Genomic DNA, 23,607 nt, shown 5'->3' with positions numbered 1-23,607 from the left:
GCTACCCGAGCCGGCCGGTGATGTAGGCCTCGGTCCGCTCATCCTCCGGGTTGGTGAACAAGCGCTGCGTCTCCTTGTACTCGACCAGTTCGCCGATGTAGAGGAAGGCCGTATAGTCGCTGATGCGCGCGGCCTGCTGCATATTATGGGTCACGATGACGATCGTGTAGTCCCGCCGCAGATCCCCGATCAGGTCTTCGATGCGGCCGGTCGCGATCGGGTCGAGCGCCCTCGCCGGCTCGTCCATTAGGAGGATCTCCGGCTCCACCGCCAGAGCCCTCGCGATGCACAGCCGCTGCCGCTGTCCCCCGGAGAGCGAGAGGGCGTCCGCATCCAGACGGTGACTCACCTCGTCCCACAGCGCGGCGGCGCGCAGCGACTGCTCCACCCGGTCGGCCATGTCGTCCTGGAAGCCGTTGATGCGCAGGCCGAACGCGATGTTCTCGAAGATGGATTTGGGGAACGGGTTCGGCTCCTGGAACACCATGCCGATCGAACGCCGGACGGCGGCGGGGTCGACGCCCGGGGCATAGAGGTCCCGGTCCCGGAACAGGACGCGGCCGGAGACGCGAGCCGTCGGCACGAGGTCGTTCATGCGATTGAAGCAGCGCAGCAGCGTGGTCTTCCCGCAACCTGACGGCCCGATGAAGGACACGACCCGCTTCTCCGGGATCCGGAGCGAGATGTCGCGAATCGCCTCCGTCTCCCCGTAGCGGACGCCGAGCCCGATGGTTTCGAGCACCGCCCCCGACGGTACCGCCAGCGGCTCGCCTTCGGGCGAAGGTCGCTCCATCACGGACTCAGGAATCTCTCTCGTATCGGTTTCGAATCACGATCGCGACCGTGTTCATCAGCAGCAGGACGCTCAACAGTACCACTATGGCCCCGGCAGCGAGCGCATGGAACGCCTCGCGCGGATCCGTCGTCCAGTTGAAGATCTGGATCGGGAGGACCGTGAAGGGGTCCATGGGCGAGCTCGGATCGAACGCGATGAACGTCAGGGCCCCGATCATGATGAGCGGGGCCGTCTCGCCCCCCGCCCGCGACAACCCGAGGATCGTCCCGGTGAGGATCCCCGGCATCGCGGCGGGCAGCACATGATGCCGGATCGTCTGCCAGCGCGTGGCGCCCAGCGCGTAGGAGGCCGAGCGGAACGCGTCCGGGACGGCGCGGATCGCCTCCTGCGCCGCGATGATGACCAGCGGGAGGACGAGGAGCGACAACGTGGCGGCGCCGGCCAGGAGGCTCCGCTCCAGCGCGAGGAAGCGCACGAACAGCGCCAGGCCGAGGATCCCGTACACGATGGAGGGCACGCCGGCCAGGTTCGCGATGTTCAGCTGCAGAAAGCGCGTGAACCGGTTCCGTGGCGCGTATTCCTCGAGATAGAGGGCTGCGCCGACCCCGAGCGGGAAGGTCAGCACGGCGACGAGCGCGAGCATCCACGCGCTCCCGAGGATGGCGGAACGGATCCCGGCGCGCTCCGGGAAGCGCGAGGGATAGCTGGCCACGAACTCCGGAGAGAGTACCGCGAGGCCGTCGGAGACGACGTTGACGAGGACGAGGATGAGCGACGCGACCCCGAACGCCACCGCGACCCGACACAACCACATGAACCGGGCTCCGGTCCGTCTCCGGGCTTCGAGGCGCGGCTCGAACCGTCCCCCTCGGGGTGCGATGGAACTCAACGGTAGCTCGCCGCGAAGCGGGCGGTCAGCCGCTGGCTCAGCAGGTTGAGGCCCAGGGTGATGAGGAAGAGCAGGAGCGCCACCGCGAACAGGGTCCGGTATTCGATCGTCCCCGAGGGCGCGTCGCCGAGGCTCACCTGAACGATGTAGGCCGTCATGGTCTGGACGCTCTGGAGCAGATCCAGCGTCATCCTCGGCGTGGCGCCCGCGGCCATCGTCACGACCATCGTTTCCGCGATCGCGCGGGAGACCGCGAGGATGAAGCTCGCGACGATGCCCGAGAGCCCGGCCGGCACCACGATCCGCGTCGAGACCTCGAACCGGGTGGCCCCGAGCCCGTATGCGGCCTCGCGCAGCGAACGGGGAACCGCGCTCAGCGCGTCCTCGGACAGCGATGACACCATGGGGAGGATCATGATCCCGACCACGATGGCGGCGCTCCCCGCGTTGAAGACCGCGGTGGCGGGGAAGAGGGCGCGGAGGATGGGGGTCACGAAGACGATGGCGAAGTAGCCGTAGACCACGGTCGGAATCCCGGCGAGGATTTCGAGCGCGGGCTTGACGATGCGCCTCGTCCGCCGGGACGCGTACTCGCTCAGGTAGATCGCCGTGGCGAGCCCGACGGGAAGCGCGATTAGCGACGCGCCGGCCGCGACGAGCAGCGTCCCGTTCACGAGCGGCAGGATGCCGAACGATCTCGGCACCAGGTCGGGTGACCACCGCGTGCCGAACAGGAATCCAGCGGAGAGACTTCGGCGAAGAGGCCCAGCGACTGGGTGATGAGCACGACGACGATCCCCACGGTCGTCAGGCTGGAGAGGGCGCCGCACGCGAACAGCAGCGCGCCGACCACCCGCTCCCTGCGCGCCTGGTGCCGGCGGCGGGCGAGCGGCGCGTTCGACGCCGGGCCCGTCGCGGGGCTCAACGGGCGTCGCGCCGCGTGCCGCTAGTCGATCCGGGCTCGCACTTCGGCATAGGCCTCCGGGGCAAGCGGGACGTGTCCCGTTTCCGGTATCAGGGCGGCCGCGTTGTCGATGTAGAAGCCGACGAAGGCCCTGACCTCCGGCCGTTCGAGTGCGTCACGACGGATGTAGATGTACATGGGACGAGCCAGCGGCGTATAGGTACCGTCCACGATCGTGCGCCGAGACGGTGCGACGCAACCGGCGCCTCCGTCGACCTCGAGCGCCCGCAGCTGTTCCTGGTTCTCCTCGAAATACACGTAGCCGAAGTATCCGAGTGCCCCCGGATCGCCGCTCACGCCCGCAACCAGCACGTGGTCGTCCGCGCTGGCCGTATAGTCGTTGCGGCTCGCCCCCTCCTCACCCGTGACGGCTGCGGCGAAGTAGTCGAAGGTGCCCGAGTCCGTGTCGGGTCCATAGAGCTTCAGTTCGTGGTCCGGCCAATCGGGGCGGATCTGGCTCCAGCGCGCGAGCCCGGACCCCGGGGCCCACACGCGCCGGAGTTCTTCCACCGTCATGCAGCCGACCCAGTCGTTCGTCGGATGCACGACGACCGTGAGGCCATCCCATGCGATCTGCAGTTCGAGCGGCGTGATGCCCTCCCGCGCGCAGGCCGCCGCCTCCCGCGCGTTGATTCGCCGCGACGGACAGGCCGTCTCCGTCCCCGCCTCCCCGACAAGCCGGGGACGAAAGCGCCACGAGCATCGCGGTTCCCACTACCGCGGACGCCTGCTCAGGCCGGGACACCGGCCGTCTCCTCGCCGAGGAACGGCGTCGCGACCGGCAGGGTGAACCAGATCGTCGTCCCGCGGCCGAGCGTGCTCTCGATCCCCACCGCGCCGCCGTGCGCCTCCACGAGGTGCTTCACGATGGCGAGTCCGAGTCCGGTCCCGCCGCGCGCCCGCGAGCGCGCCGGGTCGATCCTGTAGAAGCGCTCGAACACGCGCTCGACGTGCACCGCGGGGATTCCCGGTCCGCGGTCCGTGACCTGGATGCGCTGGAAGCGCTCGTTCGGCTGGATCCGCACCGTGATCACCGGGTCGTCATCGCTGTAGCGCACCGCGTTGTCGAGGAGATTGCGGAGAACCTGGCGGATCGCATCCGGGTCCACCCGGGCCGGTTCGCGCGTCCCGAGCACGCGCAGTTCCGCCCCGGGCGGTCGCACCTCCGGAGACAGTGTCTCCCACACCTCGGAGGCCGCCGCCCCCACCGAGACCGGTTCGGGTACGGGGCTCCAGCTCCCCGATTCGAGGAGGGAGAGGTCGAGGAGATCCTCCACCAGGTGCCGCATGCGGGTGGCGTTGGCGAGGATGCGTTCCGCGAAATCGCGGGACTGCTTGAGGCCGAGCCCTCCCTCCGCGAGCGCCTCCGCGAATCCGACGACGCTCGTCAGCGGGGTCTTGAGTTCGTGTGACACGTTGGCGACGAAGTCGCGTCGCACCCCCTCGAGCCGGCGCATGACCGTGCGATCGCGGAGTACGATGAGCGCCCCCGAGCGGTGGGACCGGGCCGACATGAGCACCGTATGCTCGCCGAGTTCGACCTCGGCGGTGGTGGGTTCCCCCCGCTGCGCCGCGCTCACCGCCTCGGCGATTCGGGGGGTCCGGAAGAGCGTGCCGACGCGAAGGCCCGGCGAGACGTCACGCCCCGCCCACCTTGCGAAGGCCGGGTTGCAGAGGCTGACGAGTCCATCCGCATCGATGAAGGCGAGGCCGTCCTCGAGCCCATCGAAGAGGACGCGCAGGTCGCTCGACTCGCGTTCCGAGGTAGAGACGCGGTCCCGCACCCGCTCCGCCATGCGATCGATCGCTCGGTCCAGGGGGCCGACCGAGCCCGAACCCGTGGGCCCGATCGGCGGATCGATGGACGGAGTCGGGCCGCACGCGGCGATGCGGTCCACCGCCGCGCGCGCCCGTCCAAGCTCCGCTTCGATCCTCCGCGCCACGAGCCACGAGGCCGGCCACAACAGGAGGAGGATCGCCCCCAGCACCGAGAGCTCGAGCGCGAAGTCGGCCACGTCGAGCCGGAGCAGCAACGTCGCCGCGACGTACGCCACCACGAGCACGGCGACGGCGACGAGGAAGAAGCGATTCGCGAGTCTCACCTTCCGTCCACCGATCGCACGAGTTCAGCGGGCGGCACCCGCGCCCGGAGACGCGGCGGCCGACCCCCCGCTACCTGGCTCGAGCTACTTGTCGAGGGCCCGGAACCGGTAGCCGATCCCGCGAACCGTCTCGATCAGGTCGGCGGCGCCGCCGACCTTCGTCCGCAGGCGAGCGACGTGCATGTCGACGGTTCGCGTCTCGATCGCCGCGTTGGTGTCCCACACGGCCTGGAGCAACTGCCGGCGAGTCTGCACGCGGCCCCGGCGCTCGAGCAGAACTTCGAGCAGCCGGTACTCGAGCGGCGTCAGATCGACCTCGAAACCCTCCGAGAAAGCCCGATGCGCCTCGCGGTCGAGTTCGACCGGCCCCACCGAGATCCTCCGCGACGTGGACACCGGTTCCGCCTTCGAGCGGCGTAACAGCGCCTCGACCCGCAGCGTGAGTTCGCGCGCGCTGAACGGCTTCGTGATGTAATCGTCGGCACCGACCTCGAACCCCTTGACCCGCTCCTCCTCTTCCCTCCGGGCCGTGAGCAGGATCACCGGAATCGATTCCGTACGATCGGCCTTACGGAGACACTGCAGGACCTCGTATCCGTCCATCCCCGGGAGCATGAGATCGAGGATGATGAGGTCGGGGCGCTCCGCCTGGGCCGTCGTCAACGCGCCCTGCCCGTTCACCGCCGTGGTCACGCGGTATCCTTCGCGGCTCAGGTGGTACACGAGGACGCTGAGGATATCCGGTTCGTCGTCCACGACGAGGATCTGTGCGTCCGGCATCGTCACCCTCGGCTTCAGAACTCTCGCTTTGAGAGGATTCGTCCGATCTGAACGGACCCGACCCCCGGGAATCCTGAGTCACGCCTGCGGGCGGTAGCGTAACACATCTGTAACCATCTCGTGAATGCGACCCCTCCGCGGATCTCCACGTGCCGGGGGCGTCGCCGCCAATCTCGCCGTCCTCCGTGACCATCGCATCCCGGACTCGTGACGGACCCGTGACGGTACATGTCCGGCGCCGTTACGGGTCCCGCCTATTCTTCGCGCCGGCAGCAGGCCCTGACGTATCGGTATCCTCCGAAGGATCGAATCCCATGACCCTTTCAGGACAACAGACTCGTCCGAGCGGGCGGCGGTTCCGCCCGGGCCCGGGCCTGGGCGCGCTCCCCGCGCTCCTTCTCCTGACGTCCGCGACGTCGATGTCCGCCCAGGCGGGCGGGGAGGTCGGCCGCGTTTCCGGCCGCATCGTGGACGAGGATACGGCCCGGCCCCTGAGTCTGGCGCAGATCTCGATCACGGCGCTCAACACCGGCACCCTGAGCGACGTCGACGGCCGCTGGACGATGGAGTCGCTCCCGCCGGGCACGTACGACGTCGTGGCGCGGCTCATCGGCTACACCAGCAAGACCATCACGGGCGTGACGGTCACGGCGGGAGACGTGACGACGATCGACATCTCGCTTCCCCCGCGGGCCGGCCGCTACGAGCCGAACACGCGCGAAGTGCTCTACCGGGAGTCCGGCGGCGTCTTCCTGTGGGACAACTTCATCCAGAGCGGCAGCATCTTCCATCAGGATCTGACCGAAGACGCGATCAACCTCAACCTCGACGTGCAGTTCCCCATCCGCGTGAACGGCTAGGCGGGCACGATCGAGGTCGGCGCGTCGAGCCTGTGCCGTGACCGCGACGTCCTCAGCCGTCGCTTCCGGTTCCTCCCCAACCGCTCGATCCCCGACGAAGTCAAGGCCGCGTCACACGACGCCATCTTCACGCCGGAGAACATCGGGCCGGGTCCGCGGCAGTTCGAAATCCAGGAGGCGACGTTCCGCCCGGACAACTACGTGGCCGACCAGACCACGACCGGCGCGTACGTGATGGCCGACTTCGAACTGCTGCCGCGTCTCCGCTTCGCCGGCGGAGCCCGCATCGAGCGCAGCAAACAGGCCGTCACGCCGCTGGACATCTTCACCCGGGGTGCCGCACCGCTAACCGGCGCCGCACTGGACAACACGGATTTCGTGCCCGGCGCCACCATCACCTGGGTGGCCAGCGACCTCGTCAACATTCGCGCCGCCGCCTCCCGCACGCTGGCGCGGCCCGAGTTCCGCGAACTCGCGCCATTCTCGTTCGCCGACTTCGCGGGCGGCTACCTGGTCGTCGGAAATCCGGTGCTGCAGCGGTCGCGGATCACGAATTCGACCTTCGCTGGGAGTGGTTCCCCCGGCCCGGCGCGGTGAACGCGGGGACCGCGAACAACCTCGGGACGGAGTTCGAGATCCGCTCCGACCTCGGTTTCCTCTCCGAATCGCTCGAGAACTTCGGCCTCAACTTCAACCTCACGCTCGTCGACTCCGAGGTCGAGACGGGCGCCGTGGCGCAGATCTTCGTCCCCGGTTCGGGGCCGCTCGAGATCGATGTCGTGAGCCAGGAGCGCCGGCTGCGGGGACAGTCGCCCTACGTTGTGAACGCCGGCGCGAACTGGGCTGCTCCCTCGGGACGGACCTCCGTCTCACTTCTCTTCAACCGCTTCGGGCCCCGGATCAGCCAGGTCGGCAGCCAGTTCCTCGAGAGCGTGTTCGAGGAGGGCCGCAGCCAGTTCGACCTCGTCTTCGAGCAGGCCGTCGGATCTCAAGTCTCGGCCAAACTCAGCGCCACGAACCTCCTCTCCGCCGACTATCGCTTCACGCAGGGCGGCGACCTGCTCCGGGGCTGGCAGCCCGGGCGGGCCTTCTCGCTCAGCCTGTCGTGGCAGCCGGTCGGTGACCGCTAGGCACGATCCGGGCCGCCGCTCCACGAGGGACGGCGATGCCGCCGGTCCGCGACTCACGCTCCAGTCGCGCCGGGCCTGGACACGGGTGGGGCGTCAGGAGACGAAACGATGGATCCTGGACAACGGAATTGCCGGGCCTGTGGTGCGATGACGGGGCTGTTGCTGAGCGGCTTCTTCGCAGCGTGCGGGGGGGACGACCCCGTCTCGCCCGCACCGCCGCCGCCACCACCGACGACGACGACGCTGTCGGGCGCGATCACGCAATCCATGGAGCTGGATCCAGATCTCACATATCACATTCAGGGGACCACCATCGTCGAGGCCGGCGCGACGCTCACGATCCCGGCCGGAACGCTCCTTCTGGGCGACGTGAACTTCACGGGGTCCGCCCTCATCGTCCGGCAGGGTGGCCGACTGGTCGCCCGGGGTACGGCGCAGGAGCCGATCGTGTTCACGAGTTCCAACCCCGAAGGTTCCCGCCGTCGTGGCGACTGGGGCGGGGTCGTCCTCAACGGCCGCTCGAACTGCAACTTCCCCTCGGATGAGTGCGTCGGGGAGGGCAACTCGGGGCCGTACGGCGGCACCATCACGGACGACGACAGCGGGCAGCTGAGCTATGTGCGGATCGAGCACGGCGGGCTCGAGGTCAGCTTTGGCAACGAACTCAACGGCCTCACGCTCAACGGCGTCGGATCCGGTACGCAACTCGATCACATCCAGTCGCACTACGGCTCGGATGACGGGATCGAGTTGCTCGGCGGCACGGTGGACCTCAAGTACGCCTACGTCACGGGCGCCTCGGATGACTCGTTCGACTACTCGACGGGCTGGCAGGGCCGCGGGCAGTTCTGGGCCGCGCAGCAGGATCCCCACGACGCCGACAACGGCTTCGAGGTCGACGGGAACGAGGAGAACTTCGACGCCGAGCCGTTCACCGACCCCGACATCTACAACGTCACGCTCGTCGGGAAGGAGGCCGGGACGGGTTCCGCGGGCGAGAGCAAGCGCGGGATCATCTTCCGCCGCGGCACCGCCGGCAGTGTGTACAACGTCGTGATCCTCGGCTTCGAGAAGGGTTTCGATGTCGACCAGCAGGAGACGGCCGCCCGGGTCCAGATCCGGAACAGCTACGTCTTCGGCCAGGAAGACGGGATGTTCGAGTCCGACGACGGCGACGAAAGCGACGCCCCCATCGACGAGGAGGCGCTCTGGAGCACCGATGGTTGGGGGAACGTGGCCGGCGTCGACCCGCTGCTTGTGAATCCGTTCAACCTCGGAATGCCCGACTTCCGTCCGGCCGCCGGTTCACCGCTGACGGACGGCTACGCCGAGCCGCCGGCGGGCGGCGACTTCTTCGAGGCGGTCGACTACATCGGCGCCTTCGCGCCGGGCATGCCGCAGTGGATCGAAGGCTGGACCACGACGGATCAGGGCTAGCTTGGTTGGGTGTTGTGCGCCGCACCAGCCTCGTCCTCGTATCGGGTCTGCTACCGATCCTTTCCGGATCCTGCGTGGATGCTCCGTCTGGCGGAGGGCAGAGACTGCCCGGATCCGCCGGTTCCCTCGCGGAACTGGCGACCGTGGTCCTCGCCGGGCTGGCCGCGGCGGACACCCTCAGGCTCGAGGCCGTCCGTCTCACCGAGGTCGAGCACAACGAGATGGTGTGGCCCGAACTCCCGGCCTCCGCGCCGGAAGTGAACCACCCGGTTGACCTCGCGTGGCAGAACATCTGGACACGAAATCGCGCCGCCCTCTCCGACCTGTTCGGCGTGTACGAGGACCATGGACTGAGGTTCGTCGACGCGGAGTACCTCGGCCCCACCGAGGCGTTCGAGAGCTTCGTCGTCCACACCGACTGCTGGGTCACCCTCCAGCGAGACGGAGAACTCCTTCCGCCGCAGCAGCTCTTCAAGGACGTCCTCGACCGGGACGGCGAGATGAAGATCTTCCGCTACTACGAGCCGTAGGTCGCTACCCCAACCCCCAGCCCCCCGCAACCGATCCGCCGTCCAAGGGGCATCAGCTTCCTCCCTCGCTTGGTAGCAAGTTCTGGCAAGGTGCGCCATCTTCGTGGCCCATGATCCCTCCGAAGAACGGAGCCGCACATGGCCGAGCCGTATAGCCCCCTTCTAACAGCGATGACCGTTGAGGGCTTTCTCTCATTTGGGGACGCTACGGACATCTGCTTGGAGCCGTTGAATGTTGTCATCGGGCCGAATGGGTCCGGGAAGTCCAATCTGGTTGAAGCCGTGGCTGTGCTGCGCGCCGTCCCGAGAGACCTTCCCCAGCCGATCCGCGAGGGCGGTCGCAGCGTACGGGATTGGCTCTGGAAACCCGATCCCTCGAGCACGGAGACCGCTCCCCAAGAGAATGCGCAGTCCGCCCGCATCGAGTTGGTGTTCACCGAAGGCCGAATCGCCCGGCATCACACGAACCCGGCTGTCCGATATCGGCTGGTCTTCGGGGCCCAAGGGGATTCGTTCGTAGTGTTGGACGAGCGGCTGGAGAACGCCGATCGGCCCTCCGACAAGGAGAAGCCATACTTCTACTTCGGGTACGAGCACGGTCGCCCGATGCTGAACGTGCGCGACCGCGGCCGGGGTAGCCAACGCGAGCTTCGACGAGAAACCCTGGACATGACCCAGTCCATTCTATCCCAGCGAAGGGATCCTGAGGAGTATCCGGAGCTGGGTCGGCTGACGGACGCACTGGAGCGGATCCGAATCTACCGGCGCTGGCAGTTTGGTCCAGACGCCACCGTCAGGGAGGCTTGCTCGCCGAGCGTGAGGGCGGATCATCTGTCCGAGAACTTCGATAACCTTCCCGCGCGCCTCGCCGTGCTCAAACGAGACCCTCTTGTCAAGCGCCGGCTGCTCGAGCTGATCCGTGAACTGAGCCCCGGACTCAACGACTTCGAAGTCGTTCCGGAAGGTGGCGTGCTGACCCTCTATCTTACCGAGGGCGACTTGTCCATGCCGGCGCGCCGCATTTCCGATGGGACGCTACGCTTTCTTTGTCTGTTGGCCATTCTGGTCGATCCGAAGCCGCCGCCCTTAATCGTCATAGAGGAGCCGGAACTGGGATTGCACCCGGACATCCATTCGCAGTTGGCGACGCTCCTGCTCGACGCGAGCAGCCGTACACAACTCATCGTGACCACCCACTCGGACATACTGGTCGATGCGCTCACCGAAACGCCCGAGTCGATCGTCGTCTGCGAGAAGGTCCGCGGTTGCACGCAACTGGAGCGCCTCAGCTCCGAGAGACTTGAACCTTGGCTCGACAAGTATCGCCTCGGAGAGCTGTGGCTGCGGGGAGAAATCGGAGGGACTCGTTGGTGAGCATCAAGCTTTACGTGGAGGGTGGCGGGGACTCCAAGGCGCTCACGACCGATTGTAAGAGAGGCTTCCGAAAGTTCTTCGAGAAGGCGGGCCTTGCGGGCCGGATGCCGCGCATTAGGGCCTGCGGCGGCCGCCGGAACGCCTACGACGACTTCAAGACGGCACTCAAAAACGGGGGTGAAGTCCCGATACTTCTCGTGGATGCAGAAGATCCGTTTACGGCGGGAAGCTCCTGGGAGCACCTTCGCAATCGGGTCGGGGACGGTTGGGACCGCCCAGACGGGGCCAGCAACGATCACTGTCACCTCATGGTCCAGGTCATGGAGTCATGGTTCATGGCGGACAGGTCGGCCTTGGAATCGTTCTACGGGCAAGGATTCCAGCCAAACGCGCTCCCCCCCAACCCCCGCCTTGAACAGGTCCGCAAGGCTGATGTTCTGCGCGGCCTTGCCTGTGCCACCAGGAGTCTGAAGACGAAGAAAAAGCCCTATCGGAAGGGATCGGACAGCTTCGAGATCCTTGGCAGGATCGATCCGTCTCGTGTCGAGTCGGTCGCACCATCCGCCAAGTTGCTCCTCGACGTTCTTCGCGCCGGGGGCCCAACCTCGTGAGCGACCGCCGGTCGCAGTGGCGACGGTGTCCGACCGCTTTCCGCGCTGACCGGGGGGTGTGTGCGAGTTGAGTCGCCTACGGTGCGGGCGTAAACGCCGTCAGTAGTCCACGGGTCTCAGATACCATTCGCCGATCGCCGTCGGCGAGAGCATCGCGACCGTCGGCAGGTGGCGCTTCCAGTGCGTGCTCGCGAGTCGCCCCGCAACGAGTTCGACCCTCTTCCTCTCGAACCCCGCCTCGACCAGGTCATCCGGCCGGCGTCCCGAGATCAGGTGATGGAGGATGAGATCGGCCTCGGGGTAGGTGACGCCCAGATCTTCCTCGTCCGTCTGCCCCTGAATCAGATCCGCCGTCGCCGGTTTGTCGACGACCTCGGCGGGTACCCCCACCGCCCGCGCGAGCGCCCACACCTGGCCCTTGAACAGGTCTCCCAGCGGGTTCACCGGAGGAGAATCGTCCGCATGCCACGTGTAGTAGCCGAGGAGACGCTCCGACTTGTTCCCGGTGCCGACGGGGAGGGCGGAGAGCTTGAAGGCCTGGTCGAAGAGGACGATCATGCGCTGGCGCGCGGCGACGTTCCCCCTCCGGTGGCTCCCCGCCTCGGGCTCGAAGTCCTCGAGGTATCCGTCGACCGCCTTCGTGATCTCGATCGTGCGCGTGGGGATCCCGAACTTCCGGGCCACGAGGAGCGCGTCCTCGCGGCTCCGGGGGCTCGACGTGCGGTAGGGCAGGAGGAGGGCGAGCACCGCCTCCGGACCGAGAGCTTCCGCGCACAGCGCCGCCGTGAGGGCGGAATCCACGCCTCCCGACAGACCGACGACGACCCTGCGAAAGCCGCGGCGGCGTTCGATCTCGTGGCGCAGGAACTCGACCAGCCAGCCGCGCACGAGGTCGACGTCGAGGTCGAGCGCGCGGGCGTCGGCGGGGTCCGGCGCGAGGGCCTCGGGGACGGCGGCCGACGGCCACCCTTCGCTCATTCGGCTTCGGCGGCGGGCCGGCGGACGCCCGAGCCCGGACTGTTGATGAGGAGGCGCGTCCACGACCGTTCGAGGTCCGCGAACAACGGCTCCTCGGTGCGCGCCCGCGCCATCTCGGCGAAATCGATCTGCACCGGGAGTAGCGCCTCCTCCCACAGCGGCCCCGCGACCAGCCGGTGTCCGCGAGGGTCGTATGCCGCGGATCCGCCCGGGAACCCCTTGCCGCCCTCGAAGCCGACGAGCTGCGACACGATGACGAACACTCCGTGCTCCGCCGCGATCCCGCTCGCCAGTGTGTCCCAGCGCACGAGGTTGCCGGGCACGCCGGCGCCGGGCGCGACCCCGCGGGCGGGCGAGGCGCTGAAGATGAGGATCATCGCGGCCCCGTCGAGGGCGGCGAGCGTCCCGGAGATCGAATGGAACCCGTCCTCGCAGATCAGCAGGGCGGTGCGGCCCAGCGGCCCGTCGAACGCCTCGACACCGGGACCCGCCTCCACGAACCGTTCCTCCTGGAACACCCCGTAGGTCGGCAGGAACACCTTCCGGTGGACGTGCCGGACCCCGCCCCCGGGGCCGAGCGTCGCGTACATGGCCGCGTTGTAGATGCACCCCGCGTCCCGCTCGAAGAAGCCGATCGCGAGGTCGAGGCCGGCCGCTTCCGCGCCGACGCGCGCGTTCATTCTCGCGAGGAGATCCGGGGCCGTGAGCGCGTGCTCGCGGACGCCCCCTTCGAGGAAGTAGCCGCTGAGCGCGGTCTCGGGGAACACGACGAGGCGGGGGCGCGGTGCCCGGCGGAGGGCGTGCTCGATCATCCCCGCGCAACCGTCGAGTGTCGCCTCGAGATCCCCCTTGACCGGCCTGAACTGCGCGATCGCGATGTCGAGCGCCATCCGTCCCCGCGGTGGTTCATCGAGTTCGAGTGAGGGCGAAGCTACCGATCGCCCCCCGCCGCCGTGGCGGGGAACGTCCCCGAACCTCGGGGTGGTGTCAACGGGGCCGGAGCCGGGGCGGGGCGCGGTTGCCTCCCGCGGCTCCGGCCCGTATCCCTCGGCATGCCCGAGACCTTGAGTCCGATCGCGGCGGCGTACGCCCTCCTGCTCCTGATCGGCATGCCCGCCCTGGCCGCGCTCGATGTCCGCCGCGGCGCCAACCTCGCCGAAGCGGCGAAGCATCGCCGTCTGCTCTACGTGTCGGTGGGCGCTTCGCTCGTCATCCTGGCCCTGCTGACCCTCGGCGTCGCGGCGTGGCAGGACGTCCCGGCGTCGGCGCTCGGCTGGACGGTCGACGACCCGGGCGCGGCCGCGCTCTGGGGACTCGCGGTCACGGTCCTCGGCCTGGCGCTCGTGTGGTTGATCACTGCGGTCGCGCGCCTGGCCGGCCTGCGGGAGACGGCGGCGGTGACCCTGCTCATGCCGCGGACCGCCGCCGAGAAGCGGGGCTTCGTCATGCTCTCGGGGATCGCCGCGGCGTGTGAGGAGTACGCCTATCGGGGATTCGGCCTGTGGGCGATCACGGCGTGGACGGGGAATGCCTGGCTGGCGGCCGCGGTCGTGTCCGTGTCCTTTGGCCTCGGCCACGGATACCAGCGGCTGGCCGGCGTCCTCCGGGCGACGACCCTCGGCATGGTGCTCGCCGCGACCGTCATCTGGACGGGGAGCCTGTTTCCCGCCATCGTCGGGCATTTCTGGATCAATGCGGTGCTCGGGCTGGGCGCTTGGCAGTATCTCCACGCGGAGTTCGATCCCGTCGATATCGACGACAACCCGGGGAATGACGAGGAGCGGCGATGATCCGGAGGCTTTGGGCAGGAACGCTGGTGGCGTTGGGTTGTGCACTTCCGGTGGGCGCGGCGGGACAGGAGGCGCCCCCGGTCGACATCGGCGGCCTGCTGCGCGTCGGCGTGCTCACGCACGCGGATTCAACGGATGGACCGGACGGCTTCCGTCTCTGGGAGGCCCGACTCAAGGTCAGCGGGAAGATCGGGATCGTCTTCGACTACTATTTCCAGACCCGCTACGACCCGGAAGACGACGCGTTCGAACTCCACGACGCGATCGCGACGCTGGCCCTGATGCCCGAACTGGAGCTGAGCCTCGGCCTGCTCCGTCCCTCGTTCGGCTTCGAGGCGACCCAGCACCGCGCCGAACTCACCTTCCTCGACCGTTCGCAGGCCTCGACGGCGCTCGGCCCCGGCCGGCAGGTCGGCCTGCAGGGCAGCGGGAGCGCGTTCGACGGCCGGCTGACCTACGGGGCGGGCATCTTCAACGGCAACGGCCGCGCCGTCGTGAATGACGGCGACGACTACATGTTCACCAGCCGGGTCCAATTCAACTCGATCGGCACGATCTCCTTCTACGACGATTTCGTCGTACAGGCGGGCGCCTCCGTCGGCTACTCCTCCGACACGTCGGCACCCCTCGGGGCCGGGATCGTCACCGGCGACCCGTCCGACGCGCCCCGGATCACCTCGGACTTCGCGGGGGAGCGCCTGTTCTGGAGCGCGGACTTCCAGGCCACCTACCGGGGGTGGGGGCTGACGGGGGAATACCTCCGGGCCGACTACGAACTCGCGTCCGGCCTGGGAGAGGGCGCGGCGGACACCGAGGCGCACGGCGGCTACGTGGAACTCGGCTATCGGGCCTGGGGAGCCCTGGAAGGCGTCGTGCGCTACGACGCCTTCCAGCCTGCCCTCGGTGCCGACCGGGAGTTCATGGTGTTCGGAATGAACGTGTATCCGGGATACTACGCGAGGTTCGGCCTCCAGTACGCGACCGCGCTCGGGGGCTCGCCCGACGCGGCCACGCTGGCGGACGGGCGGTTCAGCTTCCTCGCCCAGGTCGATTTCTAGCCGCGCGACGCAGTCTGCCGGAGACCGCGCCCGCCGGGGGGAGGATCCGTCGGGAGCCCGAAGGCCCCCCCAAAAAAACGCCGCCGGCGCGGGACCGGCGGCGGATGATACCCCCTAGGGGAATCGAACCCCTGTCTCCTGGCTGAGAACCAGGTATCCTGGGCCACTAGACGAAGGGGGCAAAGTTGGGAAGCGATATTCTAGCCGGCCCGGAGGTCATGTCAAGATGATGCGGAGTCGAACCTCGAGTCGAATATCACGTCGCGAATCGCGGCGGAACCCGGGTAGGGCGCCATGAGCTGGGAACACGTTCATCTGATCTCCCACTCTTTTCCCATCGTCCTCACGGCGAGCGGGGCGCTGGTCGGACTGTACGGGTGGGTGCGCGACCGGGAGCCGCTCGAGTTCTGGGGACTCGTCGCGCTCGTCATCGCCGGCGCGTTCGTGGCCCCCGCCTACCTTACCGGCCTCGCCGCGGCGGATGTCGTGACCGAACGCACCTTCGTGATCCCGGGGATCGTGCAGACGCACCGTTTCTGGGCCACCTGGGCCGCCGTTCCGGCCTTTACGGCCGGCGCCCTCGCCGCCTTCGCCCTCCACGAGCGCGACGACCGCCGGCTGCGGCATTTCGTGCTGCTCGTGGGGGTATTCGCTACGTGCATGATCGGCGTCGCGGCCTGGCAGGGCTCGAAGATCGTACACGGCCCCGACGACACAGGCCCGACGGCCGCCGCCGGCCCTGCGGATCCAACCTCCCACGCAGGAGCAAGAGAATGAGTACACGCATGGAAGTCGCCCTCATCGCCCTCGTCACGCTGGTTCTTGCGACCGTTGCGGTTGCGGCGAGCCGGGTAGCGTCGGGTGGTGAGATTACGCTGAAGGGGCGCGCCGGATGATCGTCTGTCTGGAACCGCGACCCCGTCGGACGGAGGACGGCATCGACATCCTGCCGGCGCACACCTTTGCACACCGGCTCTGGGAGGGCAGCCTGCTCCGGGAAGCCTGACCTAGCGGGCGGCGGACTCGACCAGGCGCGCGAGGCCGTAGAAGACGAACGCCGCGGCGAGCATGGCCGCGGTCTGCAGGACGCGCTCCCTGAACGACATCTTCGCCAGGTGGCCGAGCATCAGCGCCACGACCACGGTGCAGATCAGCAGGATCCCCAGAATCATCATCTCGATATCACCATCCCGTACGGCGTTGTTTTCCCAGACAGTCGGGCCGCGCTCGCCGACGGCGGGTCGGCCACAAAGTCGGGCGGAGCGCCGACTCGGGCAATCCGTCCGTCATCCCATCGAAAGCAGCCCTACCGGGCGCGGAGGGCGACTTCCGGCGCCCGCAGCCAGGTGAGGCCCGGGAAGGCGACCGGGAAGGCCCGCGCGACCGCCTCCCCCGCCGCCTTGAGCGTGAGGGGGGCGCCCTCCGAGGCGAGGCTCGTCATCTCGACCCCGCGGATGCCGCAGGCCACGATCCCGCGGAAGTTCTCGAGCGGCTCGGGCGTGACGTTGAGCGCGAAGCCGTGCCAGGTGATCCAGCGGCTTGCGTGCACCCCGATCGAGGCCACCTTGCGGATCGCCGCTTCGCGGATGAGCGGGTCGGCATGCCCCGCCCCGACGGTGCGGAAGCCGTCATCCTCGGCCTCGGCCAGCATGCCGTCGGGAGCGGTGCCCGTCCACACCCCCGTGTACGACTCGACCCGGAAGCCGGGCAGCCCGCATTCCGCGAGCACGCGGAGCAGCACCTCCTCGATACGCCGCAGATACCAGTGCAGGTCGCGACGGTGGGCGCGGAGGTCGAGAATCGGGTAGCCCACGAGCTGGCCGGGGCCGTGATAGGTTACGTCGCCGCCGCGCTCGATCTCGACCACGTCGAGACCTCGGCTCCTCAGCCATGCCTCGTCCGCCGGGAGGTGGCCGGGCTCCGTGCCCCGTCCGAGCGTGATCACGGGGAGGTGCTCGACGAGGAGCAGGAGATCGTGGTCCGGCGGGGTGGCGCGCCGCCAGCGGGCCACGGCGCGCTGCAACGCGAGGACTTCGCGGTATTCGCGGCGGCCGAGGTCGACCACCCGCAGTTCGCGCCCCCCGCTCACCGGACTTTCCACCGGATTCTCCGGCTGCCTACATGTGGATCGCGCGGCCCAGGGCGGCGAAGGCGGCCTCCATCACGGCCTCCGCCATGCTGGGGTGCGCGTGCGCGTGCGAGACGATCTCGTCCAGGGTGGCCTCGAGTTCGCGCGCCATGCCCACCTCCGCCACGAGTTCGCTCACGTTGTGCCCGATCATGTGGACGCCCAGCACCTCGCCGTACTTCGCGTCCGCCACGATCTTCACGAAGCCGTCGGCGGATTCGGCGGTGAGCGCGCGCCCGTGCGCCCCGAGCGGATATTTGCCCGTCACCACCTCGTGCCCCGCCTCCTCCGCCTGCGCCTGGGACATGCCGATCGAGGCCACTTCGGGGTGGCAGTACCCGACGGAGGGGATGTTGCCGTACGTCATGGGGTGTTTGGCCACGCCCGCGATGTGCTCGGCGGCGATGATGCCCTCGTGCGATCCGACGTGCGCGAGCATGGGCTGCCCCGCGACGTCACCGATCGCGTAGACTCCCTCCGCGCTCGTCCGGCACCATTCGTCGATCCTGATGAAGCCGTCCTCGAGCGCGACCCCGTTCTCATCGAGACCGAGGTGGTCGGTCACCGGCCGCCGTCCCACGGCCATCAGGACGAGGTCGGTCTCCTGGGCGGTCTCGCTGCCGTCCGGGTTCACGACCGTAAGCACCATCGGGCTCGCGTCGCGGTCCAGTTGCTTCACCCGCGTGTTCACGAGGTTGCGGATGCCCCGCTTCCGGAACGACCGCTCGAGCGTCTTGCCGACCTCCGGGTCCTCGAGCGGGACGAGCGTGTCGAGCGCCTCGATGAGCGTGACCTCGACCCCGAACGCGTTGAACACGTCGGCGAATTCGACCCCCACGAAGCCGGCCCCGACGATGGCCATCCGCCCCGGCAGCTCCTTGAGTCCGAGCGCTTCGCGGCTCCCGATCACCCTCTCACCGTCGAGTTCGAAGCCGGGGAAGGTCTTCATCACGGAACCCGTCGCGAGGATGACGTTCCGGGTCGCGAGTTCCCGGTCGCCGCCGTCCGAGCCCACGGCGACTCGGCCGGACCCCGCCAACCGCCCGCGGCCCTCCACGATGTCGACCTTGTTCTTCCCCAGCAGGTACTTCACGCCGGCGGTGAGCTTCCGCGTGATGATGCGGCTCCGCTTCACGGCCGCCGGGAAGTCGTATTCCACCTGGATGGGCCTCACGCCCATGCGGGCGCCGTGGTGCTGGAGGTTGTGCGCGAGCGCCGCGCTCTCGAGCAGGGCCTTGGCGGGGATGCAGCCCCAGTTGAGGCAGGTGCCGCCGAGCCCGCCCTCGTACGAGCCGCTCTCGACGCAGGCGGTTCTGAGTCCGAGCTGTGACGCCCGGATCGCGGACACGTAGCCCGCCGGACCGGCCCCGATCACGACAACGTCGTAGGTCTCCGACATTCTATTCCTTGACTTGAGCCGCTAGAGCAGCATCTCGAGGGGGTTTTCGAGCATCGCCTTGAAGGTGCCGAGGAACGCCGCGCCCGTGGCGCCATCGATGACGCGGTGGTCGCACGACATCGTCACGCGCATCCGCTTGCGCACGACGACCTCGCCGGCGACGACCACGGGCTTCTCGACCGTCTGCCCGATGGCGAGGATGCCGGCTTCCGGCGGGTTGATGATGGCCGTGAACTGGTCGATCTCGAACATGCCGAGGTTGCTGACCGAGAAGGTGCCGCCCTGGTATTCCTCCGGGCCCAGCTTCCGCTCGCGCGCTCTCGTGATGAGGTCCCGCCCCTCGGTCGAGATCCGCCGCAGACCCTTGCGGCCCGCATCGCGCAGGACGGGGGTGATGAGGCCGCCGTCGGTGGCGACCGCGATCCCGAGGTGTACGGCCCCGTGATAACGGATTGCGTTCTCCTCCCACGAGGCGTTCACCGCGGGATGGCGGTTGAGCGCCTCCGCGGTTGCCTTCAGGAGGAGGTCGTTGACCCCGATCCTGCCCTCGACGAAGCGGGCGTTGAGGTCCGCGCGCAGTTCCAGCGCCCGTCCCATGTCGACCTCGGTCGTGAGGAAGAAGTGGGGCACGGGGCCGATCGACCGGGCTAGGCGGCGCGCGATCGCCTTGCGCATCTGGCTCGGCTCCTCGACCCGATCCTCGAGGTGCGGGAGGGGCGGCGGCGCCGGGGTGAGCGGTGGGAGGACCGGCGTCGGCCCGCGGGGCGGTGCGGCGGCGGTGCGGGAGGCCAGCGCGGCCTCGACGTCGGCCTTGACGATGCGGCCGCCCGGGCCGGAGCCGGTCAGGCTGGCCAGGGCGATCCCGCCCTCCGCGGCCATGCGACGCGCCACGGGCGAGGCCTTGATGCGGCCCCCGGCCGCGCCCGCGCCCGCCCCGGCGGGCTCGTCGGTCGTCCGGGCTTCCGTCGCCCCGACCGGCTCCTCGGCCGCGGAGGGGGCTACGGCGGGCTCGGGCGGCGCGGCTTCGGCCGTCCGCGCGGCCGCCGCCTCGGCCAGCAGCGCGTCGATCGACTCGTCCGGCGCCGCGATCACGCCGATCAGCGCGCCCACGGGCACCGTGGCGCCCGCCTGCACGACGATCTTCCGCAGCACGCCGCCACCGAGCGCCTCGATGTCCATGTTCGCCTTGTCCGTCTCGATCTCCGCGACGATGTCGCCCTGCGAGACGGTGTCGCCCTCGGCGACCTTCCACTCGATGAGCTTGCCCTCCTCCATCGTCGGGCTCAGCTGCGCCATCACGACCTTCGTCGCCATCGGGGCCCCTGGGCTGCTAGCTCGCGTAACACACGTGGCGCACCGCTTCCGCCACATGCTCCGCGTTGGGAATCACCAGCTTCTCGAGGTTCTTCGCGTACGGCATCGGGACGTCCAGCCCGTTCACGCGAGCGATCGGAGCGTCGAGCGAGTCGAACGCCTCGCGCTGAATGTCGTCCACGACCTGCGCGCCGATGTTGCACATCGGCCACCCTTCCTCCGCCACCACGGCCCGGTTCGTCTTCTTCACCGAGGCCACGATCGCGTCCACATCGAGCGGACGCACCGTACGCAGGTCCAGCACCTCGGCGTCGATGTCCTCCTTCTCCAGCGCCAGCGCCGCCGCCAGCGACTGATGCACCATCTTCGAATGGCACACGATCGTCACGTCGGACCCCTCGCGCTTCACCTCCGCCTTCCCGATCGGGGTCAGGTATTCCTCCTCCGGCACCTCGTCCCGCACGAGGTTGTACATCATCTCGCTTTCGATGAAGACAACGGGATCGTTATCACGGATCGCGCTCTTGAGGAGCCCCTTCGCGTCCCGCGCCGTGGCGGGTGCGACCACCTTCAGCCCCGGCACGTAGCTGTACCAGGGTTCGGGCGACTGTGAATGCTGCGCCCCGAGTTGCAGCGCGGCGCCGCCCGGTCCCCGGAAGACGATGGGCACGTTGTACTGCCCACCCGACATCTGGTACGTCTTCGCCGCCGAGTTCACGACCTCGTCGATCGCGAGGAGGGCGAAGTTCCATGTCATGAACTCGACGATCGGGCGAAGGCCGGCCATCGCCGCGCCCACGCCGAGCCCCGCGAACCCCAGCTCCGCGATCGGCGCGTCGCGCACGCGCCATTCCCCGAACTCGTCGAGCAGGCCCCTGGTGACCTTGTAGGCGCCGTCGTACTCGCCCACCTCCTCGCCGATGATGAAGATCGAGTCGTCGCGCGCCATCTCCTCGCGGAGGGCTTCGTTCAGCGCTTCGCGGTAGGTGCGGATGGCCATCAGCGGAACTCCTTCCGCCACGCGTCGCGCCGCCGCATGTCGTCCGGATACCCGTCCGAGTACACGTAGCGATAGGTCGCCTCATGATCGGGGACGGGGCTCCGGTCCGCGAACGCGGCGGCCGCCTCCGCGACCTCGATCGCCTCGCGGTCCATCGTCTGGTACTCCTCTTCGCTGAGCCGGCCCACCTCGATCAGCCGGCGCGAGAAGGAGAGGATGGGATCGTCCGACCTCCACTTCTCCACTTCCTCGCGCGTCCGGTACGTGCCGTGGGTCGGGTCCGCCATCGAGTGGCCCATGTACCGGAAGCAGCGGGCCTCGATGAAGCTCGGCGTCTTCTCGTCCCGTGCTCGTTCGATCGCTTCTTCCACCGCCTGTCGCATCGCGAGCAAGTCCATGCCGTTCACGGCGAGGGAGGTGAGTCCGGCGTATCCCCGCCCGCGGTCCTTGAGTTCCTTCACCGCCGACACGCGCCGGAAGTCGGTGCCCATCCCGTACTGGTTGTTCTCGAGGAGGAAGATGACGGGGAGCTTCCAGCGCGCGGCCATGTTCACCGACTCGTGAAAGGCCCCGATGTTGACGACGGAATCGCCGAAGAAACAGAGACACACCTGGTCTCCGCCGCGGTAGCGGATCGCGTAGCCGGCCCCGATCGCGAGCGGCAAATGGCTGCCGACGATGCCGTGTCCGCCCATGAAGTTGAGCGAGGCGTCGAACATGTGCATCGAGCCGCCCATGCCCCTGGAGCACCCGTTCGCGCGCCCGTAGAGTTCGGCCATGACCGCGTTCGGCGTGATGCCGCGGACGATCGCCTGGGCGTGTTCGCGATAGGCCGTGATCACGTAGTCGTCCGGGCGCAGCGGAGAGATCGCCCCCACGGCGACGGCTTCCTGTCCCGTGTAGAGATGGCAGAAGCCGCCGATCTTCCCGATCTGGTAGACCTCCGCCGCCTTCTCCTCGAAGCGCCGCGCAACGATCATCTGCCGCAGGAGTTCGAGGCTCTCTTCCCGCGAGAGCCCGAGAAAGGCTTCGAGATCCTCCCGCGGCCCGGCGCCTGTCCCGTCCGATACCGCGGCCACGGACGGGCCGGAACTCGATGCGGCGCTCATCCGGCCGCCGCCAGCGTCGCGACCCGCTGCCGCAGTTCGAGCACCTGCTCGCGGGCGTGGTAGCTGGAGCGGACGAGCGGTCCGCTCTCGACGTGAAGGAAGCCGCGCGACTCGCCGATCTCCTTCCAGCGCTCGAATTCCTTCGGCGTCACGTAGCGGTCGATCGGGAGATGGTCCGGCGACGGCCGCAGGTACTGGCCCAGCGTGAGGATCTGGACGCCGGCCTCCAGGGCGTCGCCCATGAACTCGTCGATATCCGCGGCGGTCTCCCCCAGCCCCAGCATGATGCCGGTCTTGATCAGCACCTCATCGTCCAGTTCGCGGCCCGTGCGCAGCACCGCGAGCGACCGGTCGTACCGTCCGCCCGGTCTGGCGACCCGGTGCAGCCGGCGCACCGTCTCCATGTTGTGGTTGAAGATCTCCGGCCTGGCCGCGATCACCGTGCGGATCGCGTCCGGGTTGCCCCGGAAGTCGGGGGTCAGGACCTCGATCGAGCACTGGGGCCGCCGCAGACGGATCTCCCGGATCATCTCCGCGAATATCCAGGCGCCTCCGTCCGGCAGATCGTCCCGGTCGACGGAGGTGATCACGCAGTGGTTCAGCCTCAGCCGCTCGATCGCCTCCGCGACCCGCCGCGGCTCGTCCTCGTCCAGTCCCTCGGGCCGCCCGTGCGCGATCGCGCAGTACGGGCAGTTGCGGGTGCAAACGTCTCCCATGACGAGGAACGTCGCCGTCCCCGCTTCCCAGCATTCCCCGATATTGGGGCACTGCGCCTCCTCGCACACGGAGCTGAGTTCCAGTCCCCGCATCAGCTCCTTGAGGCGCATATAGTTGGGCCCGCCGGGCGCCCGCACCTTGAGCCAGCGCGGCTTGCGCGACGGCCAGGCGTCCGGCGCCCCGTTCCCTCCCTGTATGACTTCGAGCGGCTTCAACCTTCGGCCCTCTCGCTCCTCGTTCGGACGTACACGCACGCCTCGCGCGCGAAACCTCAAAAGATACCGGGTCGCGCGCGACGCACCAACCCGCCGGGTCCCGGCGAGCCCTGTCTCGACCCGATTGCTCCCCCCGCACCCCCCCGGTATCTTCTCGCGCATGACCTACATCATCACCGAACCGTGTATCACCACGAAGGACGCGTCATGCGTCGACGTGTGCCCTGTCGACTGCATCTACGAGGGCGAGGACCAGTTCTACATCCACCCCGAAGAGTGCATCGACTGCGGAGCCTGCGTCCCCGAATGTCCGGTCGAAGCGATCTTTCCGGACGACGAGGTGCCGGAGCAGTACGACGCGTTCACCGAGAAAAACTACACCCACTTCGACGTGCCCTTCCCGGGCTGAACCGGTGCGCCGCACCG

26 protein-coding genes, 1 tRNA gene and 1 pseudogene are annotated in these 23,607 nt (G+C 68.6%); 12 read left to right on the top strand and 16 right to left on the bottom strand.

Annotated elements, in window-relative coordinates; all coding sequences use genetic code 11:
* Position 1: 1 nt before the first annotated feature.
* The 6 genes and pseudogenes from pstB to ACPXY0_RS14380 all read right to left on the bottom strand — a co-directional run bounded on the left by pstB (position 2) and on the right by ACPXY0_RS14380 (position 5,531).
* The gene (pstB, locus tag ACPXY0_RS14405; RefSeq protein WP_423925695.1) at positions 2-793 is read right to left on the bottom strand and encodes a phosphate ABC transporter ATP-binding protein PstB; all 792 of its coding nucleotides are present in this window, start codon (positions 791-793) and stop codon (positions 2-4) included.
* 7 nt (positions 794-800) lie between these two features.
* The gene (pstA, locus tag ACPXY0_RS14400) at positions 801-1,610 is read right to left on the bottom strand and encodes a phosphate ABC transporter permease PstA (protein WP_423925693.1); all 810 of its coding nucleotides are present in this window, start codon (positions 1,608-1,610) and stop codon (positions 801-803) included.
* 71 nt (positions 1,611-1,681) lie between these two features.
* Positions 1,682-2,610 (bottom strand): annotated as a pseudogene (pstC, locus tag ACPXY0_RS14395) (phosphate ABC transporter permease subunit PstC).
* 21 nt (positions 2,611-2,631) lie between these two features.
* Positions 2,632-3,282: a substrate-binding domain-containing protein gene (locus ACPXY0_RS14390; protein ID WP_423930697.1), complete on the bottom strand. Its 651-nt coding sequence runs from the start codon at positions 3,280-3,282 to the stop codon at positions 2,632-2,634.
* A 98-nt stretch (positions 3,283-3,380) separates the two neighbouring features.
* Positions 3,381-4,751, bottom strand: a complete 1,371-nt coding sequence (locus tag ACPXY0_RS14385; RefSeq protein WP_423925691.1) for a sensor histidine kinase — start codon at positions 4,749-4,751, stop codon at positions 3,381-3,383.
* An 84-nt stretch (positions 4,752-4,835) separates the two neighbouring features.
* Entirely contained in the window at positions 4,836-5,531 is a 696-nt protein-coding gene (locus tag ACPXY0_RS14380; protein ID WP_423925689.1) for a response regulator, read from the bottom strand.
* A 419-nt stretch (positions 5,532-5,950) separates the two neighbouring features.
* On the opposite strand from ACPXY0_RS14380, the gene ACPXY0_RS14375 reads away from it, so the two are divergent.
* The 7 genes from ACPXY0_RS14375 to ACPXY0_RS14345 all read left to right on the top strand — a co-directional run bounded on the left by ACPXY0_RS14375 (position 5,951) and on the right by ACPXY0_RS14345 (position 11,473).
* On the top strand, positions 5,951-6,391 hold the full coding sequence (locus tag ACPXY0_RS14375; protein WP_423925687.1) for a carboxypeptidase-like regulatory domain-containing protein: 441 nt from the start codon (positions 5,951-5,953) through the stop codon (positions 6,389-6,391).
* A 9-nt stretch (positions 6,392-6,400) separates the two neighbouring features.
* On the top strand, positions 6,401-6,988 hold the full coding sequence (locus ACPXY0_RS14370; protein ID WP_423930695.1) for a TonB-dependent receptor domain-containing protein: 588 nt from the start codon (positions 6,401-6,403) through the stop codon (positions 6,986-6,988).
* Positions 6,985-7,521, top strand: a complete 537-nt coding sequence (locus tag ACPXY0_RS14365; protein ID WP_423925685.1) for a hypothetical protein — start codon at positions 6,985-6,987, stop codon at positions 7,519-7,521. Before ACPXY0_RS14370 ends, ACPXY0_RS14365 begins: the two co-directional genes overlap by 4 nt.
* 108 nt (positions 7,522-7,629) lie before the next feature.
* Positions 7,630-8,958, top strand: a complete 1,329-nt coding sequence (locus ACPXY0_RS14360; protein WP_423925683.1) for a hypothetical protein — start codon at positions 7,630-7,632, stop codon at positions 8,956-8,958.
* A gap of 74 nt (positions 8,959-9,032) precedes the next feature.
* On the top strand, positions 9,033-9,488 hold the full coding sequence (locus ACPXY0_RS14355; RefSeq protein ID WP_423925681.1) for a hypothetical protein: 456 nt from the start codon (positions 9,033-9,035) through the stop codon (positions 9,486-9,488).
* Positions 9,489-9,626: 138 nt separating this feature from the next.
* Positions 9,627-10,862, top strand: a complete 1,236-nt coding sequence (locus ACPXY0_RS14350; protein ID WP_423925679.1) for an AAA family ATPase — start codon at positions 9,627-9,629, stop codon at positions 10,860-10,862.
* Positions 10,859-11,473, top strand: a complete 615-nt coding sequence (locus tag ACPXY0_RS14345; protein ID WP_423925677.1) for a DUF4276 family protein — start codon at positions 10,859-10,861, stop codon at positions 11,471-11,473. The genes ACPXY0_RS14350 and ACPXY0_RS14345 overlap by 4 nt, the downstream gene beginning before the upstream one ends.
* A gap of 99 nt (positions 11,474-11,572) precedes the next feature.
* Here the strand turns inward: ACPXY0_RS14345 and ACPXY0_RS14340 are convergent, their stop codons facing one another.
* Positions 11,573-12,451 (bottom strand): NAD+ synthase, encoded by an 879-nt coding sequence (locus ACPXY0_RS14340; RefSeq protein ID WP_423925675.1) that lies wholly within the window; start codon positions 12,449-12,451, stop codon positions 11,573-11,575.
* Positions 12,448-13,341: a nitrilase-related carbon-nitrogen hydrolase gene (locus ACPXY0_RS14335; protein WP_423925673.1), complete on the bottom strand. Its 894-nt coding sequence runs from the start codon at positions 13,339-13,341 to the stop codon at positions 12,448-12,450. The genes ACPXY0_RS14340 and ACPXY0_RS14335 overlap by 4 nt, the downstream gene beginning before the upstream one ends.
* Before the next feature lie 174 nt (positions 13,342-13,515).
* Here ACPXY0_RS14335 and ACPXY0_RS14330 point away from each other — a divergent pair, with 174 nt between their 5' ends.
* Together ACPXY0_RS14330 and ACPXY0_RS14325 are read left to right on the top strand one after the other, a co-directional pair.
* Entirely contained in the window at positions 13,516-14,241 is a 726-nt protein-coding gene (locus ACPXY0_RS14330; protein WP_423925671.1) for a lysostaphin resistance A-like protein, read from the top strand.
* On the top strand, positions 14,238-15,299 hold the full coding sequence (locus tag ACPXY0_RS14325) for a porin (RefSeq protein WP_423925669.1): 1,062 nt from the start codon (positions 14,238-14,240) through the stop codon (positions 15,297-15,299). Before ACPXY0_RS14330 ends, ACPXY0_RS14325 begins: the two co-directional genes overlap by 4 nt.
* A 108-nt stretch (positions 15,300-15,407) precedes the next feature.
* Here ACPXY0_RS14325 and ACPXY0_RS14320 read toward each other — a convergent pair.
* A tRNA-Glu gene (locus tag ACPXY0_RS14320) sits at positions 15,408-15,480 on the bottom strand.
* A 113-nt stretch (positions 15,481-15,593) separates the two neighbouring features.
* Between ACPXY0_RS14320 and ACPXY0_RS14315 the strand changes: the two genes are divergently transcribed.
* Both ACPXY0_RS14315 and ACPXY0_RS14310 read left to right on the top strand, forming a co-directional pair.
* Complete coding sequence (locus ACPXY0_RS14315; RefSeq protein WP_423925667.1) at positions 15,594-16,076, top strand: hypothetical protein; 483 nt, start codon at positions 15,594-15,596, stop codon at positions 16,074-16,076.
* Positions 16,073-16,195: a hypothetical protein gene (locus ACPXY0_RS14310; RefSeq protein ID WP_419940417.1), complete on the top strand. Its 123-nt coding sequence runs from the start codon at positions 16,073-16,075 to the stop codon at positions 16,193-16,195. Before ACPXY0_RS14315 ends, ACPXY0_RS14310 begins: the two co-directional genes overlap by 4 nt.
* A 111-nt stretch (positions 16,196-16,306) precedes the next feature.
* On the opposite strand, the gene ACPXY0_RS14305 is transcribed toward ACPXY0_RS14310, so the two are convergent.
* From ACPXY0_RS14305 to lipA, 7 genes are all read right to left on the bottom strand, one after another.
* Positions 16,307-16,474 carry a hypothetical protein gene (locus tag ACPXY0_RS14305; RefSeq protein ID WP_419940416.1) on the bottom strand — a complete coding sequence of 56 codons (168 nt, stop codon included), beginning with the start codon at positions 16,472-16,474 and terminating at the stop codon, positions 16,307-16,309.
* A 131-nt stretch (positions 16,475-16,605) separates the two neighbouring features.
* Positions 16,606-17,400: a lipoyl(octanoyl) transferase LipB gene (lipB, locus tag ACPXY0_RS14300; RefSeq protein ID WP_423925664.1), complete on the bottom strand. Its 795-nt coding sequence runs from the start codon at positions 17,398-17,400 to the stop codon at positions 16,606-16,608.
* 16 nt (positions 17,401-17,416) lie between these two features.
* On the bottom strand, positions 17,417-18,826 hold the full coding sequence (lpdA, locus tag ACPXY0_RS14295; protein ID WP_423925662.1) for a dihydrolipoyl dehydrogenase: 1,410 nt from the start codon (positions 18,824-18,826) through the stop codon (positions 17,417-17,419).
* Positions 18,827-18,847: 21 nt separating this feature from the next.
* Positions 18,848-20,140 (bottom strand): dihydrolipoamide acetyltransferase family protein, encoded by a 1,293-nt coding sequence (locus tag ACPXY0_RS14290; RefSeq protein WP_423925660.1) that lies wholly within the window; start codon positions 20,138-20,140, stop codon positions 18,848-18,850.
* A 16-nt stretch (positions 20,141-20,156) separates the two neighbouring features.
* Positions 20,157-21,140: a pyruvate dehydrogenase complex E1 component subunit beta gene (locus ACPXY0_RS14285; RefSeq protein WP_419940412.1), complete on the bottom strand. Its 984-nt coding sequence runs from the start codon at positions 21,138-21,140 to the stop codon at positions 20,157-20,159.
* Positions 21,140-22,249 (bottom strand): pyruvate dehydrogenase (acetyl-transferring) E1 component subunit alpha, encoded by a 1,110-nt coding sequence (gene pdhA / locus ACPXY0_RS14280; protein WP_423925657.1) that lies wholly within the window; start codon positions 22,247-22,249, stop codon positions 21,140-21,142. The genes ACPXY0_RS14285 and pdhA overlap by 1 nt, the downstream gene beginning before the upstream one ends.
* On the bottom strand, positions 22,246-23,181 hold the full coding sequence (gene lipA, locus ACPXY0_RS14275) for a lipoyl synthase (protein WP_423925655.1): 936 nt from the start codon (positions 23,179-23,181) through the stop codon (positions 22,246-22,248). Before lipA ends, pdhA begins: the two co-directional genes overlap by 4 nt.
* 160 nt (positions 23,182-23,341) lie before the next feature.
* On the opposite strand from lipA, the gene ACPXY0_RS14270 reads away from it, so the two are divergent.
* Complete coding sequence (locus tag ACPXY0_RS14270; RefSeq protein WP_419940409.1) at positions 23,342-23,590, top strand: indolepyruvate ferredoxin oxidoreductase subunit alpha; 249 nt, start codon at positions 23,342-23,344, stop codon at positions 23,588-23,590.
* Positions 23,591-23,607: the final 17 nt, after the last annotated feature.

Origin of the sequence: Candidatus Palauibacter sp. (assembly GCF_965237495.1) — a bacterium.
GTDB lineage: Bacteria > Gemmatimonadota > Gemmatimonadetes > Palauibacterales > Palauibacteraceae > Palauibacter.
Note: the sequence above shows the minus strand (reverse complement) of the source record. Positions and strands in the feature narration are given on the sequence as shown.

Bases quoted from the DNA above. Each gene is read 5' to 3' on its own strand.
- pstB (WP_423925695.1), bottom strand. From the start codon at position 793: ATGGAGCGACCTTCGCCCGAAGGCGAGCCGCTGGCGGTACCGTCGGGG.
- pstA (WP_423925693.1), bottom strand. From the start codon at position 1,610: ATGTGGTTGTGTCGGGTCGCGGTGGCGTTCGGGGTCGCGTCGCTCATC.
- ACPXY0_RS14380 (WP_423925689.1), bottom strand. From the start codon at position 5,531: ATGCCGGACGCACAGATCCTCGTCGTGGACGACGAACCGGATATCCTC.
- ACPXY0_RS14375 (WP_423925687.1), top strand. From the start codon at position 5,951: ATGTCCGCCCAGGCGGGCGGGGAGGTCGGCCGCGTTTCCGGCCGCATC.
- ACPXY0_RS14360 (WP_423925683.1), top strand. From the start codon at position 7,630: ATGGATCCTGGACAACGGAATTGCCGGGCCTGTGGTGCGATGACGGGG.
- ACPXY0_RS14350 (WP_423925679.1), top strand. From the start codon at position 9,627: ATGGCCGAGCCGTATAGCCCCCTTCTAACAGCGATGACCGTTGAGGGC.
- ACPXY0_RS14340 (WP_423925675.1), bottom strand. From the start codon at position 12,451: ATGAGCGAAGGGTGGCCGTCGGCCGCCGTCCCCGAGGCCCTCGCGCCG.
- ACPXY0_RS14335 (WP_423925673.1), bottom strand. From the start codon at position 13,341: ATGGCGCTCGACATCGCGATCGCGCAGTTCAGGCCGGTCAAGGGGGAT.
- ACPXY0_RS14325 (WP_423925669.1), top strand. From the start codon at position 14,238: ATGATCCGGAGGCTTTGGGCAGGAACGCTGGTGGCGTTGGGTTGTGCA.
- ACPXY0_RS14315 (WP_423925667.1), top strand. From the start codon at position 15,594: ATGAGCTGGGAACACGTTCATCTGATCTCCCACTCTTTTCCCATCGTC.
- ACPXY0_RS14310 (WP_419940417.1), top strand. From the start codon at position 16,073: ATGAGTACACGCATGGAAGTCGCCCTCATCGCCCTCGTCACGCTGGTT.
- ACPXY0_RS14305 (WP_419940416.1), bottom strand. From the start codon at position 16,474: ATGATGATTCTGGGGATCCTGCTGATCTGCACCGTGGTCGTGGCGCTG.
- lpdA (WP_423925662.1), bottom strand. From the start codon at position 18,826: ATGTCGGAGACCTACGACGTTGTCGTGATCGGGGCCGGTCCGGCGGGC.
- ACPXY0_RS14290 (WP_423925660.1), bottom strand. From the start codon at position 20,140: ATGGCGACGAAGGTCGTGATGGCGCAGCTGAGCCCGACGATGGAGGAG.
- ACPXY0_RS14285 (WP_419940412.1), bottom strand. From the start codon at position 21,140: ATGGCCATCCGCACCTACCGCGAAGCGCTGAACGAAGCCCTCCGCGAG.
- pdhA (WP_423925657.1), bottom strand. From the start codon at position 22,249: ATGAGCGCCGCATCGAGTTCCGGCCCGTCCGTGGCCGCGGTATCGGAC.
- ACPXY0_RS14270 (WP_419940409.1), top strand. From the start codon at position 23,342: ATGACCTACATCATCACCGAACCGTGTATCACCACGAAGGACGCGTCA.